Genomic DNA, 15,072 nt, shown 5'->3' with positions numbered 1-15,072 from the left:
GCGCGTCCTGGGTGCCCGTGTACCGGAACCCGCGATTGCCACGCTTTCGCTGCCACGACTCGAACGGATCGGCCTCGGGTCACCCGCACCATCCAGCATCACCGTCGTTTTCTATTTCGATTCGTCATACTAAACACCTACATTGAGCGCATTGCCTGCTTCCTCCCGATTCGACGGACAACTGGTTCCGTACAAGGCGAGCCTGTGCGCGCGCCTTGATGCACACCCTCCGCTGCCGATCGGGTACTTCTCCTTCGTGGCGGCTTGCCGCTGCGGCCGCCGTCGCTAGAACAACCTGGGCGTGCCGACCCAGACGATCACCGCCTCTTCGTCGGCCGTGTTGCGCCACGCATGCGGCATCGTCGATTCGTAATGCGCGGTGTCGCCCTCGTTCAGCGTGAACGTGCAATCCTCGAGCGTCAGCGCCACCTGCCCGCGCAGGACGTAGACGAACTCCTCGCCCGCATGCGTCGTCATCTCGGACGACAACTGCCCCGCCGGCATCCGGACGAGAATCGCGTCGAGCTTGCGACCGTCCACCAGGTTCGTCAGCCTGGCAAACAGGCTGGCCGAGTTCGTGAACTGGAAATACTGCAGCGCGTTGCCCCGGCATACCGAGCGCGCCTCCGTCGGCGTGTCGATGAAGTACTGCATCGTCACGCCCAGCGCCTTCGCGATCCGGACCAGCGACGTGATCGACGGCGTCGCCCGCCCGCGCTCGACTTGAGACAGGAACGGTTTCGAAATGCCGGCGATCGTCGACGTTTCGTCGAGCGTGAGTTTCAGGCGCTGGCGCAGCGCCCGGATCTTGTTGCCTAGCGACACGGCGACGAGCACCGACTCATCAGGGGGCAAAACCATGGAAAGACGGACCCTCGCAGTCGAAATCGGTTTGATGTCGTCAAGACGCGCCCCATGCCGTGACGCGACCGGCCCGGCGCGATACCCGGCTGCACGCTTCCGTGGCCTGATAGCCACGCGCGGCGCGGCATGGCACCCGCGTCGTGCGGCCACGCAGCCCTCGTACATTTCGTTCGGTTTACTAATCAACAAGGCTGCCCCTTTCCATCGGCTGACCTGCCCGTCGTGCATCGGTGCTGTCGCGGCGGCACACCGCTTGCCGACCGCGCCCGTGTTGCGCGCCGTCGGACCCTTCCGTTGCGTTACCGGGATGCCACCACCGTCCAGAGGCGCGCCAGGTCACCGGAACCGTCGGTTCCCTTCACCGTGCGCAGTACCTGGACCGCACGCGCCTTCTGGCCGGCCACGTAGTACGCCTCGCCGAGCCGCAGTCGCGCCGCATCGGGATGCTCGATCCCGCCCTTCGCGATCGCCTGCTCCATCATCGGCAGCCCCTGCTGGGGATGGCCCTCGAAGACGAGGTTCATGCCCGCGTCGATCGGCGTCGCAGGCGTCGTGGCGTCGCCGCCCGATTGCGCGCGCTTCGCGGCCAATGCCTGCAGCCGCTTCTCGCGGTCGGCCTGTGCATCCTTGCCGAGTACGCCGGACGCGAACCCCTGGTCGATCACCTGCTTGCCTTCGGCGGGCGACCCCGCCACCAGCGCGAGCTGCGTCATCTCCATGTACGCGTTCGCTGACGCGAGCGAGCCCGTCGCCCGCCGCAACCGGTAGATGTCGAGGTCGAGCGACGGCAGATAGCCGGGCGTGCCGCGAATGGCCGTGACCATTTCGTCCCAGTACGCGGGACTCGGGTGGTAGGCCACCAGCAGCCCCAGTGCGCTGCGGTACGCGTTGCCGTCCTTCACTTTCTGCGCGCAGGTCGCCAGCATCTGCAACTGCCCTTCATCCGGTGCGTGTCCGCCATTCGCCTGCGCGTCCGTGCTCGCTTTCAACTGGCTCACGAGCGGTGCGCAATCGTTTGACAGGTAGTACGACTGCGTGAGCAGCGTGCGCATTTCCGGATCCGATCCACCTGCCTTCAGGTAGCGCTGGGCAATCCGGATCGCGAGCGGATAGTTCTTTTGCTGGAAGTAGATGCCGGCCAGCGCCGCCGTTGTCCGCTGCTCGTCCTCACCCGACAGCCGCCCCGAATTCAGCACGGTTTCGTACGCCTGCGCAGCCGTGCCCGAGTCGCCGGCCGCCATCGCTGCCGCGCCGCGCATCTCTTCGACCATATAGGTTTCGTACGGCGTCCGGTTCGGCACGGCGGCCGCCTGGGCAATCTTGCCCAACGCGTCGCGATACTTGTGCGCCCGGTACAGCTCCTGTGCGGCCGCCAACGGTTTCGCCACGTCCGGCCGCAGCGCGTCCGCCGGCAACGCCGGGCGTCCGAGCATGCCTGCCGCGCCGAGCGCCGTCACCGCCATCATCCGTTTCCATCGTCGCTGGTTCATCGGCTCGTCCGTGTCGTCATTGCATGAACTGTTCGTTACCGATCAGGCCGATCTTGGTCGCGCCCACGCGTTGCGCGGACGCGAGCACGGCGGCCACATCCTTGTACGGCACCAGCTTGTTGGGGCGCAGATGGATCTCCGCCTGCACGGGCTCCGCCGCCACCTGGGTCAGTTTCGACTCGAGCGCCGCGCGGTCCGGCACTGGCGCACCGTTCCATGTCGTCGTGCCGTCGAAGTCGATGTCGATCTGCACGATTTCCGGCGGCGTGGCCGGCGGCGGCGGATTACCGACCGGCAGGTCCATCTTCACCGAATGCATCTGAATCGGGATCGTGATGATCAGCATGATCAGCAACACCAGCATCACGTCGATCAACGGCGTGGTGTTGATATCGACCATCACTTCCGGTTCGGCGTTGCTTCCGCCCGAAGGCACATTCATTCCCATCGTCGACTCCTGTCGATCCACGTTAGCGCTTCAGCGCTTACGTGGATCCCATGCTTCGCGGTCGATCCACGTTGGCGCTTCAGCGCTTACGTGGATCCCATGCTTCGCGGTCGATCAGCGTTGGCGCTTTAGCGCTTACGCCGATCCCATGCTTCGAGGTCGATCCACGTTGACGCTTTAGCGCTTACGCCGATCCCATGCTTCGCGGTCGATCCACGTTGGCGCTTTAGCACCTACGCAGCCCCCATACTTCACGGTCGACCCGCGCCAGCGCTTTTGCCCTTACACCGGCCCAGTGCGTCACCGTCAGCCAGCGTCAGTGCCTTAACCCTGCCGCCGGCCCCCTGTTTCACCCCCATTCCCGCGCGCGACTATCCGCCGCGCGCAGGCGGCTCCGTAATGAACGACAGTTTCGCAATCCCCGCGCGCTCGCACATCGTGACCACCCGGCCGATGAACTCGTAGCGCGTGTTCTGATCGCCGCGCACGTGGACGCTCGGCTGCGGCTGCTGCTGCGACACGCCCTTCAGCTTCGCGAGCAGCGTCTGCGCATCCACCAGCTGCTCGCCCCAGAAGAAATCGCCGTCGCGGTTCACCGCGATCTCGATGCTCTTCGGTGTCGTCTGCAGCGGCTGCACCGTCTCCTTCGGCAGCTGAAGCTGGATCGTGTGCGTCACGACCGGAATCGTGATCAGGAAGATGATCAGCAACACCAGCATCACGTCGACGAGCGGCGTCGTGTTGATGTTGGCGATCACCTCGTCGCTATCGTCCTGCCCGACGTTCATGGCCATCGCGCGTCTCCGTCAGCCGATCAGTTCGCAAGCGACGCGGCTGCCGGCGACGCCGCCGCGCGCACCGGGCGCCGATTGCCGGCCAGCAGCACCGTATGCAGTTGCGCGCCGAAGTTGCGGACCCGCTCCATCACCGACTTGTTGCGCCGGACCAGGAAGTTGTAGCCGAGTACCGCCGGCACCGCGACGGCGAGGCCAATCGCGGTCATGATGAGCGCCTCGCCCACCGGGCCCGCGACCTTGTCGATCGACGCCTGGCCGGCAATGCCGATGGCCGTCAGTGCGTGATAGATCCCCCAGACCGTGCCGAACAGCCCGACGAACGGCGCGGTGGAGCCCACCGTGGCCAGGAAGGCCAGCCCGTCCTGCATCCGGTTCGACACATTGGTGATCGAGCGCTCGACCGAGACGTCGATCCACGTGTTGCGGTCCACCGCTTCCAGCAGCGCGTCTTCATGGTGCTCGCCGGCCTCGATCGCCGTTTCGGCGATGAACCGGAACGGCGACGCCTCGTCGAGCAGCTTGGCGCCCTCGGCCAGCGACGGCGCGGACCAGAGCTGCGCGTCCGCCAGCTTCGCGCGGCGATTCGCGCGCAACTGTTCCACGAACTTCGTGATCATGATGTACCAGCTTCCCATCGACATGATCACCAGCAGGATCAGCACGAAACGGGCGACGAAGTCGCCGTTCTTCCATAGCGCGCCGAGCCCGTACGGATTCTCGACCGCTTCCGTCGTGGCCGGCGCAGGCGGCGGAGCCGGCTCGGCAGCGGCCGGAGCCGGGGCCGGTGCGGCCGACGGCGCCGCGGCCTGCGCCGATGTGCCGGCCGCGCCGCTTGCCTGCGCATGGGCGAGCTGCGGCGCAACGAACCCGTCGATTGCGGCGACGGACATCAGGATGCTTGCCGCCAGCGCGGCCAGTGAACGCTTCGTCATACCCCACTCCAATTATTTCGGTGAACTTAATACGTCAGTTCGAGATGGTTTTCCCCGGCCCGGTTCGCGCCGGGCCGCCCACTGCATCAATTCAGATTGAACGAGAACGGTACCTGGACCCGCACCGACTGGCCCTGCGCGACACACTTGAATCGTTTCACGGTGTTGTAGGCCGCGCGATCGAGGATCGGATCCGCCGACTGCGCCACGCGCTCGTTCGTGATGTTCCCTTCCGCATCCACGACGAACTCGATCGTCACGTCGCCCGTGATGTTGTTTTCCTGCGCTTCCTTCGGATACTGGATCGACGCGCGAAGCGTGTCCGAATTCGGGCAGACCACACCTACGTCATGGCTGACGGGCTTGGCCGGGGCCGGAGGCGCCACGACCGGCGCCTGCACGGCCGGCGCGGACGGTACCGGGGCCGACTGGTGCGTGATCGTCGCCTGCGGCGGCGCCTGCACCGGCACTTCCGGCGGCGGGACGAACGGCGGCGGCGGCGGCGCGAATTTCGGCGGCGGGAGTTTGACCACGGGCATCGGCGGTGGCGGCGGTGGCTTGACCGGCTCGATGATGCGGGTTTCGATCGGATGCTGGATCACCTGCACGACTTTCGTCGCGAGGCCGTTGAGCAGCGCGTAGATCAGCACTGCATGCAGCACCAGGACGATTCCGATGCCACCGAACCGGCGCACCGGATTCTGTTGCTTCTTGCCGAACTCTCGCGGACGGCCCAGCGTAGCCAGTCCGCTGTTCGACGTAACCAGACGTTCTTCGACTTTCATGCCCACCATCCCATCCCCCAAGCGATTCGCCCAGTTTCGGATTGCTGCCGGCGGCGAAGCCAGGTCGGCATCGCCACCGCATCAACCCGAACATTTCATTTCAAATTCAATTAGCAATCCGAATTGAAAGAATTACATTCGAATTCCAATTCATTCTTTTTCAAGGAATCGTTCCGGCCGGCGCGGCCCGGCATTGAACCGGAAAACCTCGCGCCTGCACGGTCAGGCAATTGTCAGCTGAGCGGGCGGCACCTCGCGTTTCGCATGACGGTTCGCCGTTCGTTACACGGTGATGTCATTTGTGCCGTTCACTTGGGAGCAGAAGATAGCAAGGAAAAAATTTTGACGTCAAACTTTATTTGATACCCGAATACAAAGTTTGGAGGGTTTATTCAAATAATATTCCAGTAAGCCCAAATCAAACATTTATTATTAAAACGGTAATTGAATTGTATGGATATATGCAAAATCGGATATTAAGCCGCTTCAACATAAATATCGGCATATTTCCCGCGCCGCACCAAAATGAGCCGTCCGGAAAGGGAGCGGCAGGGTGTACGCCCTCGCCTCGTCGACGTCCGCACCGGTCGCCCGAAACGCTTGTCGACCGCATCGAGCTGGTCTACACCGCTTCCTAAAAACGTCCGAAGCAGCATCGATATCCAGACAGTTAATCTGCAATACGATACAAATTTCAGCCTGAACTCACCCTCACCAAGCAATCAAAACAGTTTCGCACATCGAATTAACTGTCTCGCGACACACCCCATCCCCCGACACGCAGCGTTGTCACACGCGCATCGCCCCGTAGCCACGCGTCGCGCGCGTCAGGACTGCATGCCCTGCATCTTGTGCGAGAAATGCGCACGCTCGGCCGTCTCCATCAGCATCAGGAATTCATCCTGCATCATGTGGATCAGCGCTTCGTGGTCGCCGGCCTCGAAATAGACTTCCGGCTGCTGCGCGAGACGTTCCTCGAGAAACGTCTTCATTCCGTACGCCATGCAAACCGGCGGCAGCGCACCCATGTCGCAATCCTTGAACAGCTCGCGCAGTTCGACCTCCCGGGCGAGCACGAGATGGCGTCCCGTCTTCACCCAGAGATCCGACAGGCGCACGGCATATGTGGTCGGCAATACGGCGGCGACGTAGCCTTCGTCGTCTTCAAGGAGCACGGTTTTCGCGAGGCGATCGCCGGGAATATGCGCAGCGGCGGCCGTCTCCATGCTCGTATGGCTATAGGGGTGGTACACCACTTCGTACCGCGATGACTTCTGACGCAGGCAATCCTGCAGGGTGGCTGACACAGGCATGGCACACCTCGTCTGAACGATCGGGCGAACGAAGTTCGCTCCGGATTCGTTCAGCATAGGTCGCATTCGGGCGGATGGAAATCCTCGCCTCTCCCGCGCCGCACACGGGCTCAACTCCAGGGTTCCGCCCCCGGGTCCAGCCCCTTTTCGCGCAGCCATTCCCGATTGAAAAGCCGCGCGCGATAGATGTCGCCGCGGTCGCACAGCAAGGTCACGATCGTGTGCCCCGGGCCCATCCGGCCGGCCAGCCAGACCGCCGCCGCGACGTTGATGCCGCTCGATCCGCCGACGTACAGCCCTTCCTCGCGCAGCAGCCGGTAGACCATCGTCACGCACTGCTGATCGTCGATCCGCACGGCGTCGTCGATCGGCGTGCCCGCCAGGTTCTCGGTGACGCGCGTCGATCCGATGCCTTCGGTGATCGAGCTGCCTTCCGCGCCGAGGTCGCCCGTTTTCACGTAGCCATAGAGCCCGCTGCCGTGCGGGTCGGCCAGCACGATCCGGACGTCGGGATTCTGCTCTTTCAGATAACGGCTCACGCCGGCCAGCGTGCCGCCCGTCCCGGTCGCGCAGACGAACGCATCGATCGTGCCCGCCGTATCGCGCCAGATTTCGGGCCCGGTCGTCTCGTAGTGCGCCTGACGATTGACGACGTTGTCGAACTGATTGGCCCACACGGCGTTGTCGAGTTCGTCCGCGAGCCGCCCGGCAATCTTCTGATAGTTGTTCGGGTCACGGTAGGGCGCCGCCGGTACCGGGCGCACCTCGGCGCCGAGCGTGCGCAGGATCGCCATCTTGTCCGGCGATTGCGTGTCGGGAATCACGATCACGCAGCGATAGCCGCGCGCCGCGCAGATATGCGCGAGACCGATGCCGGTGTTGCCCGCCGTGCCCTCGACGACGGTGCCGCCCGGCTTCAGCACGCCGCGCCGCTCGGCATCGCGGATGATGTACAGTGCCGCGCGGTCCTTCACCGACCCGCCCGGATTCATGAATTCCGCCTTGCCCAGGATCTCGCAGCCCGTCTCGGCGCTGAGCTTCGTCAGGCGAATCAGCGGCGTGCGCCCCACGCAGTCGACGAAGCCTTGTCGCACGTCCATGTCTGCCTCCGTTGCCTTCGCGCAGCGCGCGCCACACACAACGAAGGATAGGCCGCCCGCACGGCTTTCGTCGCCGGCCGCCGCGTATTAAGCTTGAAGAGCCCATTGCGGCGCACGCGCCGCATCGCGAGACGAGGTCCGCCATGCTGCAACTGCAAACCGTTGCCGTCGACAAGCCCGAGACCGTGAATTTCATCCTCGGCCAGTCGCATTTCATCAAGTCCGTCGAGGACATCCACGAGGCGCTGGTCGGCACCGTGCCCGGCATCCGCTTCGGGCTCGCCTTCTGCGAGGCGTCGGGCAAGCGGCTGGTGCGCCACTCCGGCACCGATGCGGCGCTCGTCGAACTGGCATGCCGCAACGCCAGCGCGATCGGCGCCGGTCACGCGTTCATCGTGTTCCTCGGCGACGGGTTCTATCCGGTCAACGTCCTCAATGCGATCAAGGCCGTGCCGGAAGTCTGCCGGATCTATTGCGCCACCGCGAACCCGACCGACGTGATCGTCGCGGAAACCGCGCAAGGACGCGGGATCGTCGGCGTCGTCGACGGCTTTGGGCCGCTCGGTGTCGAAAGTGACGACGACGTCCGCTGGCGCAAGGAGCTGCTGCGCACGATCGGCTACAAGGCGTAGGGACCGGCCGCCGGCGCCGGCCTGTAGACCTGGCTGCATCGAAGGCGCGTTGCGGTCGGGATTTCAGGACGGCTGGCGCTCAGACCGTTAGTTGCGTTTATCGGCACGAACGCGCGCCGCCGCCCCTGTCGTGCCGCTACCGTCCGCCTGCCCTATACTGCCCGCAGCAGACTGACTGACGGCGCGCTGACACATCCACCGGCCGCCGCGACTCTTCCCGGAGCCACCATGCATTACCAGTTGATCTACGAACTCGTCGACGATTACCTGTCCCGTCGCGAACCGTTCCGCGCCCAGCACCTCGCGCTGGCACAGGCCGCGACCGAGCGCGGCGAGCTCGTGCTCGCCGGCGCGCTGTCGGACCCGGCCGACCAGGCCGTGCTTGTGTTCGAAGGGGATTCGCCGGAGGCGGCCGAGTCGTTCGCGCGCGCCGATCCGTACGTGCAGAACGGCCTCGTGAAATCGTGGCGCGTGCGACCGTGGCGCGTCGTGATCGGCAAGCACGCGCCGCGCTAGGCGCGACGCGGGACTACAGCCACCCTGCCCGCTTGAATCGCCACCACAGCGCGAAATCGGCGACGACCATCACGGCGATGCAGCCGTAGAAACCGTATTTCAGGTGCAGTTCGGGCATGTTCGCGAAGTTCATCCCGTAGATGCCGGCGATCATCGTCGGGATCGCGAACAGCGCGGCGAACGAGCCGAGCCGCTTCGTCACTTCGCTTTCGGCCAGCGAGATCATCCCGAGATTGACCTGGATCGCCGTGACCACCATCTCGCGCCGCCCTTCGATCGTCTTCACGATCCGCTGCAGGTGGTCGTACACGTCGCGAAAGTACGGCTCCATGCCGCTGCAGACCTGCGGAATGCGCCCGCCGGTGAGCTTCGCGAGCGGCTCGATCAACGGCGCCGTGTGCTGGTACAGCATCACGAGCCGGCGCTTCAGCGAATAGAGATCCTCGATGATCGCGCGCGACGACGCGGGCGTGGCCTTCGCGAAGATGCGGTCCTCGAGTGCCTCGAGTTCGGTGCCGAGCGTTTCGAGAATCGGGAAATAGCGGTCGACGACCTGGTCCATCAGCGCGTAGAACACGAATGCCGAGCCTTCCTGGAGCAGATGCGGCTCGCGCTCGCAACGCTTGCGCACGTCGCGAAAATCCTGCTCGGTATGGTTGCGGATCGACAGCACGTAGTTCGGTCCGACGAACACGTTCAACTCGCCGACATTCAATTCATCGTCGTCGTCCAGTTCGACCATATGCAGCACCGCGAACAGCGAATCGCCGTACTCCTCGATCTTCGGTCGCTGATGCCCCTTGCGGGCATCCTCGAGCGCCAGTTCGTGCAGCCCGAACTCCTCGCCCATCAGGTCGAGTTCGGCAGGCGTCGGATCCTTCAGCGCGACCCACACGAAGCATTCGGGCTTCGACACATAGTCGCTGATGGCGTCGATATCGATGTCGGCCAGCTTGCGGCCGTCCTGGTATGCAGCACAGTTGATCAGCATGTTGTCCGTGATGTTGCGGTTTGCGCATCAGTTTACCGGTTTGCTGCGCAGGCGGCCCGGCTTGCGCGGCACGGCGATATTGGTCATGATCGGGCTGCATGCACCGCAGCATGCGTATCGGGACACTTCGAACCACACGCCGCACGGCCGTGCGGCCCAACCGTCAAGGAGACAGACCCATGTGGTATTTCTCGTGGATACTCGGCATCGGCGTGGCGCTCGGCTTCGGCATCATCAACGCGATGTGGCTGGAAGCGGAAGTCTTCTCGCGCGGCGACAAACGCAACGGCGCGTCGAGCCCGCGGTCGGGAGGCAAGGCTTCGTGACGCATCTGGTGTTCTTCTGCGGTCACGCCGGCACCGGCAAGACCACGCTCGCGAAGCGGCTCATCGGGCCGCTGATGCGCGCGACCGGCGAGGCGTTCTGCCTGCTCGACAAGGACACGCTGTACGGCCGCTACAGCTCGGCCGCGATGGGCGCGCTCACCGAGGATCCGAACGACCGCGACAGCCCGCTCTACCTGAAGCACCTGCGCGATCCCGAATACCAGGGCCTGCTCGACACGGCCCGTGAAAATCTCGCGCTCGGCATCGGCGCACTCGTCGTCGGCCCGCTGTCGCGCGAAGTGCGCGATCGCCGCATTCTCGACCGCGCGTGGCTCGGCATTGCGCCCGACGTCACGCTGACGGTCGTCTGGGTTCACACGTCGGAAGACGTCGCGCACCAGCGGATCGTCGCGCGCGGCAACCCGAACGATGCGTACAAGCTCGCGCACTGGGACGAATACCGGCAGCGCCGCTTCGTGCCGACCGGCCACGAATGCGACGGCATCGTGATGTTCGACAACACTGCCCCCTCCGACAAGGACGTCGATGCGCTGCTGTACCGCATCGCGCCGCCTCCGCCGGCGGCAACGATCGTCCCGCCGCTGCCGGCCTGACCGGCCCTTCTGTTTCGTTACCCGCAAAAAACAACGCCGGAAGCGCTGCTGCGCTCCCGGCGTCGTAAGGCCCTCGTGCCGGAGGTTGGCGGGTGGTCAGGCCACCGCGTGCGCACGCTCCATCGTGCCGCCCTCGTACAGCTTGCCGAAGCGGTTCGACAGGAACGCCTTCAGCGACACCTTTTCCTGCGGGATGAAACCGCTCTGCGGCAGCTTCTTCTCGCGGAACAGATCCAGCACCGCGCACATCGCGCCCGCCGTCGTGATCTGGATCGCGCTCATGTGCATCCCGCACACGTCCTTCGCGAAGATCTTGCGCGTGAACACGTCCTGCACCAGCTGGCCGTCCTTCACGCCCGTCACCGTGATGAACACCAGCACGACGTCCTGCTTCGTCGACGGCACGGCACGGCGCATGATCGACTTGAGCGTGTCGCGGTCGGTCGACAGACGCAGGTCCTCGAGCAGGAACTGCACGAGATCGCGGTGGCCCGGATAGCGCACCGACTTGTAGTCGAGCGTCTCGACCTTGCCCGACAGCGTTTCGCACAGGGTGCCGAGGCCGCCCGACGTGTTGAACGCTTCGTATTCGGTACCGTCGAGCGAGAAGTGCTCGAGGCCTTCGAGCGGCTGCACCCACTGCTTGCGGCCGTCGCGGATCGCTTCGCACGGCTGGCAGTATTCGTTGATCAGGCCGTCGACGCTCCACGTCAGGTTGTACTTCAGCGCGTTGGTCGGATACTCGGGCAGCGCGCCGACGCGCATCTTCACGTCACGCACTTCGCTGAAGCCGTTCACGAGCTCGTGTGCGGCGAGACCGATGAAGCCCGGTGCCAGGCCGCACTGCGGCATGAATGCACGGTCGGAGCCTTCGGCCAGTTCGCGGATCGCGTGGGTCGCGCGGACGTCTTCGGTCAGGTCGAAGTAGTGGACGCCGGCAGCCTTCGCAGCGGCGGCAACGTTGACCGCGAGGTAGTAAGGCAGCGCGTTGACGAGCGCATCGAAGCCCTTCACTGCTTCGCGAATCGCGTTCGCGTCGGCCGAATCGACCCGTTGCGTCGCGATGCCTTCACGCGACAGCTTCGCAAGCGCATCCGCATCGCGGTCGAACGCGACGACTTCGTAGTCGCCCGTTTCACGCAGCATGTGAGCAATGGTGTGGCCGATCAGACCTGCGCCGACGATGGCGATTTTCATGCGCTTATCTCCTGATGATGGGTTGGTGTTGTGAACGGCGTTGAGCCATGAACACAGTTTAGGGACGCTCAAAATCAGTTCCAAGACGAAGAATGATGCGAAACGACCGATAATTTCGACGCTTCGACGACACATTTCGTCGAAACGTCGAAACGACGCTTTTTTCCCGCTGCCGGCCTCGCTATGGCTGGCCTAAGTCTTCCATTTCAGACTGCATGCCGACCACCCGATCGCCAAGGAGGCATCGCATGCAATCCCTGTCCGTCAACCGCACGTCGCACTGGCTGAACAAGGTGCCCGACGTCGCGCTCTCGTTCTGGATCATCAAGATCATGTCGACCACGGTCGGCGAAACCGGCGCGGACTTTCTCGCGGTCAACGCGGGGCTCGGCCAGACCGTCACGCGCATCGCGATGGCGGCGCTGCTCGCAGTCGCGCTGTGGCTGCAGTTGCGCACGCGCCGCTACGTGCCGTGGATCTACTGGCTCACGGTGGTGCTGGTCAGCATCGTCGGCACGCAGATCACCGACCTGCTCACCGACGGCCTGAACGTCAGCCTCTATGCGAGCACCGCCGCGTTTGCCGTCGCGCTCGCCGCGATCTTCTTCGTGTGGCATCGCGTCGAAGGCACGCTGTCGATCGAGACGATTGTCACGCCGCGGCGCGAGCTGTTCTATTGGGCCGCGATCCTCTGCACGTTCGCGCTCGGCACCGCCGCGGGCGATCTCGCGACCGAGGCGCTCGGGCTCGGCTTCACGCTCGGCGCGCTGTGCTTCGGCGCGTTGATCGCGGCCGTGTTCGTGATGTGGCGGCTCGGCGTCAACGCCGTGCTGGCGTTCTGGATCGCCTACATCCTGACGCGCCCGTTCGGCGCGTCGCTCGGCGACCTGCTCACGCAGGCCCGCACCTATGGCGGGCTCGGCTTCGGCGCCGCATGGACGAGCCTGCTGTTCCTGACCGTGATCGTGTTGCTCGTCGCCGTCGCGCAGTTCGGCAGCGGCCCGCGCACGCGCGCCGGGTCCGCCGAATGACGCGCTTTCCTTTCCGTTCTTTCCGTACTTCCCTTTCATCGAATCGAGGACACGCCATGCGCATCCCCCATCCCGTTTCCCGTCTCGCCGTAGCCGCGGCCACGATTGCCCTGTTGGGCGCCGCCGCCGGCTGTTCGAAGCAGCAGGATGCGAACGCATCGAGCTCGCTGCCCGCCTCGGCCGCAGCGTCGCCGGCAGCGGCTCACGCATCGAAGCTCGGCGACCTGTCGCAGTTCCGCACGATCGCCGTCGACGTGAACGCGCTCGTCGCCAAGGGCGACCTGCCCGGCGCGAAAACGCGCATCAAGGATCTCGAGATCGCGTGGGACTCGGCCGAAGCCGGTCTCAAGCCGCGCGCCGCCGCCGACTGGCACATGGTCGACCAGGAAATCGACCGCGCACTTTCCGCGCTGCGCGCCGACCATCCGACCCAGGCCGATTCGGCCGCCGCGATGAAGAGCCTGCTCGCGGCCCTCGACCGGTTCAGCGGCAAATGAGGATTGCCGCGCGCGCGGCACGCGACGCGTGACGCCCGCGCGGGAATCGCATACGCTGGCGGCGTTTGCGCGGCACGGAGAACACGCATGCGAATACTGCTCGTCGAAGACGACCCGATGATCGGCGAGGCCGTCCATGCCGCGCTGAAGGATGCGTCATACGCCACCGACTGGGTCACCGACGGCGCGCACGCGTTGACCGCGTTCGCCGCGCAGCCCTACGACCTGATCCTGCTCGACCTCGGCCTGCCCGGCCGCGACGGGCTCGACGTGCTGGCCGCCATCCGCGCGAAGGACGCCAGCGCACCGCTGCTGATCGTCACGGCCCGCGACGGGCTCGACGATCGCCTGCGCGGCCTCGACGGCGGCGCCGACGACTACATCGTGAAGCCGTTCGAGATGGCCGAGCTGCTCGCGCGGATCCGCGTCGCGATCCGGCGCCGGGCCGGCTCGGCCGCGCCGCTGCTGAGCAACGGGATCGTGTCGCTCGATCCGGCGACGCGCGAGGCCACCGTCGACGGGCACGCGCCGGTGCCGTTGTCGAATCGCGAATTCTCGCTGCTGCGCGCGCTGCTGGTGCGCCCGGGTGCGATCCTGTCGCGGCGCGAGCTCGAGGATCGCCTGTACGGCTGGGGCGAGGAAGTCGAAAGCAACGCGGTCGAATTCCTGATCCATTCGCTGCGCCGCAAGCTCGGCAGCGCCGTGATCAAGAACGTCAGGGGGGCGGGATGGATGGTTTCAAGAAACGCCTGAGCGAGTCGATCGGGTTTCGCCTGTCGGTCGCGCTGTCGGCCGCGATCCTGGTCGTCGCGACGGCCGCGGCCGCGTTCGCGTTTTCATCGGCATTCGACGAAGCGCACGAGCTGCAGGACGACGTGCTGCGCGAGGTCGCGACGCTGCTCGACCGCCAGCGTGCGCCGTCGCTCCATGCCGCCGCCGGCGGGCCCGCGCGCGAAAGCGACGAGCTGTCGCGGGTGTTCGTGCAGCCGCTCGGCGGCGCACCGCAACCCGGCGGCGACGGCGCGCCACGGCTCGCGCTGGCGCCGACGCTCGCCGACGGGCTGCATACGGTCGAAGCCGGCGGCAGCACGTATCGCGTGATGGTCCGGACCTTCGCGAACGGCGAGCGCATCGCGGTCGCGCAGGAAGCCGGCATGCGCGACGACGTCGCACGCGAAAGCGCGTGGCGCACCGCGTTGCCGCTGCTGATCCTCGTCCCGATCCTGCTGCTGCTCGTCGCCGATCTCGTGCGCAAGCTGTTCCGCCCGGTGGCCGCGCTGTCCGCCGGCATCGATGCGCGCGACGAGCACGACCTGCGCCCGGTGCCGGCCGATCGCGTGCCGGTCGAGGTGCGGCCGTTCGTCGTCGCGATCAACCGGATGCTCGAGCGTGTCGCGCAGTCGGTCGCCGCGCAGCGCCGCATCGTCTGCGGAAATCCTGTTTCGGGTCGGAACGGAAAAACGGAAAACGGTGCGCAGGTCGTGCCGAATGCGCAGCGGACGCGTCAGCGCAGATCGCCGGCCAGCGATGCGGTCACGT

17 protein-coding genes and 1 pseudogene are annotated in these 15,072 nt (G+C 65.4%); 8 read left to right on the top strand and 10 right to left on the bottom strand.

What is annotated here, in order from left to right; translation table 11 throughout:
* Positions 1 to 285 precede the first annotated feature (285 nt).
* The 8 genes from G3N61_RS21280 to G3N61_RS21245 form a co-directional block, all read right to left on the bottom strand.
* Positions 286 to 861 (bottom strand): XRE family transcriptional regulator, encoded by a 576-nt coding sequence (locus G3N61_RS21280; RefSeq protein WP_043182976.1) that lies wholly within the window; start codon positions 859 to 861, stop codon positions 286 to 288.
* Positions 862 to 1,163: 302 nt separating this feature from the next.
* A complete protein-coding gene (locus G3N61_RS21275; protein WP_205823511.1) occupies positions 1,164 to 2,354 on the bottom strand; it encodes a tetratricopeptide repeat protein in 1,191 nt (396 codons plus the stop codon).
* Between the two features lie 16 nt (positions 2,355 to 2,370).
* The gene (locus G3N61_RS21270) at positions 2,371 to 2,802 is read right to left on the bottom strand and encodes a biopolymer transporter ExbD (RefSeq protein ID WP_011352157.1); all 432 of its coding nucleotides are present in this window, start codon (positions 2,800 to 2,802) and stop codon (positions 2,371 to 2,373) included.
* Between the two features lie 371 nt (positions 2,803 to 3,173).
* Positions 3,174 to 3,596, bottom strand: coding sequence for a biopolymer transporter ExbD (locus G3N61_RS21265; protein ID WP_011352158.1), 423 nt, complete (start codon positions 3,594 to 3,596; stop codon positions 3,174 to 3,176).
* A gap of 20 nt (positions 3,597 to 3,616) precedes the next feature.
* On the bottom strand, positions 3,617 to 4,531 hold the full coding sequence (locus G3N61_RS21260; RefSeq protein ID WP_043182979.1) for a MotA/TolQ/ExbB proton channel family protein: 915 nt from the start codon (positions 4,529 to 4,531) through the stop codon (positions 3,617 to 3,619).
* Between the two features lie 86 nt (positions 4,532 to 4,617).
* Positions 4,618 to 5,316 (bottom strand): energy transducer TonB, encoded by a 699-nt coding sequence (locus G3N61_RS21255; protein WP_043183188.1) that lies wholly within the window; start codon positions 5,314 to 5,316, stop codon positions 4,618 to 4,620.
* Positions 5,317 to 6,143: 827 nt separating this feature from the next.
* Positions 6,144 to 6,629: a YbaK/EbsC family protein gene (locus G3N61_RS21250; protein ID WP_043183190.1), complete on the bottom strand. Its 486-nt coding sequence runs from the start codon at positions 6,627 to 6,629 to the stop codon at positions 6,144 to 6,146.
* Positions 6,630 to 6,739: 110 nt separating this feature from the next.
* Complete coding sequence (locus tag G3N61_RS21245) at positions 6,740 to 7,729, bottom strand: cysteine synthase A (RefSeq protein ID WP_089450551.1); 990 nt, start codon at positions 7,727 to 7,729, stop codon at positions 6,740 to 6,742.
* A gap of 143 nt (positions 7,730 to 7,872) precedes the next feature.
* Here G3N61_RS21245 and G3N61_RS21240 point away from each other — a divergent pair, with 143 nt between their 5' ends.
* Positions 7,873 to 8,361 (top strand): adenosine-specific kinase, encoded by a 489-nt coding sequence (locus G3N61_RS21240; RefSeq protein WP_205823510.1) that lies wholly within the window; start codon positions 7,873 to 7,875, stop codon positions 8,359 to 8,361.
* A gap of 228 nt (positions 8,362 to 8,589) precedes the next feature.
* Positions 8,590 to 8,877, top strand: coding sequence for a YciI-like protein (locus tag G3N61_RS21235; RefSeq protein ID WP_089450553.1), 288 nt, complete (start codon positions 8,590 to 8,592; stop codon positions 8,875 to 8,877).
* 13 nt (positions 8,878 to 8,890) lie between these two features.
* Here the strand turns inward: G3N61_RS21235 and corA are convergent, their stop codons facing one another.
* The gene (gene corA / locus G3N61_RS21230; RefSeq protein ID WP_089450554.1) at positions 8,891 to 9,868 is read right to left on the bottom strand and encodes a magnesium/cobalt transporter CorA; all 978 of its coding nucleotides are present in this window, start codon (positions 9,866 to 9,868) and stop codon (positions 8,891 to 8,893) included.
* 179 nt (positions 9,869 to 10,047) lie between these two features.
* Between corA and cydX the strand changes: the two genes are divergently transcribed.
* Both cydX and G3N61_RS21220 read left to right on the top strand, forming a co-directional pair.
* On the top strand, positions 10,048 to 10,194 hold the full coding sequence (gene cydX, locus G3N61_RS21225; RefSeq protein WP_043182986.1) for a cytochrome bd-I oxidase subunit CydX: 147 nt from the start codon (positions 10,048 to 10,050) through the stop codon (positions 10,192 to 10,194).
* The gene (locus G3N61_RS21220; RefSeq protein ID WP_043182988.1) at positions 10,191 to 10,808 is read left to right on the top strand and encodes an ATP-binding protein; all 618 of its coding nucleotides are present in this window, start codon (positions 10,191 to 10,193) and stop codon (positions 10,806 to 10,808) included. Before cydX ends, G3N61_RS21220 begins: the two co-directional genes overlap by 4 nt.
* A gap of 96 nt (positions 10,809 to 10,904) precedes the next feature.
* On the opposite strand, the gene G3N61_RS21215 is transcribed toward G3N61_RS21220, so the two are convergent.
* Positions 10,905 to 12,005, bottom strand: a complete 1,101-nt coding sequence (locus G3N61_RS21215) for a saccharopine dehydrogenase C-terminal domain-containing protein (protein ID WP_043182990.1) — start codon at positions 12,003 to 12,005, stop codon at positions 10,905 to 10,907.
* Positions 12,006 to 12,253: 248 nt separating this feature from the next.
* Here G3N61_RS21215 and G3N61_RS21210 point away from each other — a divergent pair, with 248 nt between their 5' ends.
* The 4 genes and pseudogenes from G3N61_RS21210 to G3N61_RS21195 all read left to right on the top strand — a co-directional run.
* Positions 12,254 to 13,036 carry a hypothetical protein gene (locus tag G3N61_RS21210; protein WP_089450555.1) on the top strand — a complete coding sequence of 261 codons (783 nt, stop codon included), beginning with the start codon at positions 12,254 to 12,256 and terminating at the stop codon, positions 13,034 to 13,036.
* Positions 13,037 to 13,092: 56 nt separating this feature from the next.
* Positions 13,093 to 13,533 carry a hypothetical protein gene (locus tag G3N61_RS21205; RefSeq protein ID WP_175021062.1) on the top strand — a complete coding sequence of 147 codons (441 nt, stop codon included), beginning with the start codon at positions 13,093 to 13,095 and terminating at the stop codon, positions 13,531 to 13,533.
* A gap of 87 nt (positions 13,534 to 13,620) precedes the next feature.
* Complete coding sequence (locus G3N61_RS21200; protein WP_089450557.1) at positions 13,621 to 14,286, top strand: response regulator transcription factor; 666 nt, start codon at positions 13,621 to 13,623, stop codon at positions 14,284 to 14,286.
* Positions 14,262 to 15,072, top strand: a pseudogene (locus G3N61_RS21195) (two-component sensor histidine kinase); the annotation flags it as partial. The gene G3N61_RS21200 and the pseudogene G3N61_RS21195, both read left to right, overlap by 25 nt.

The sequence above is a fragment of the Burkholderia sp. Ac-20349 genome (assembly GCF_017104865.1).
In the GTDB taxonomy this organism is placed as follows: Bacteria; Pseudomonadota; Gammaproteobacteria; order Burkholderiales; family Burkholderiaceae; genus Burkholderia; species Burkholderia aenigmatica.
This window is presented reverse-complemented; position numbering and strand designations above follow the sequence as displayed.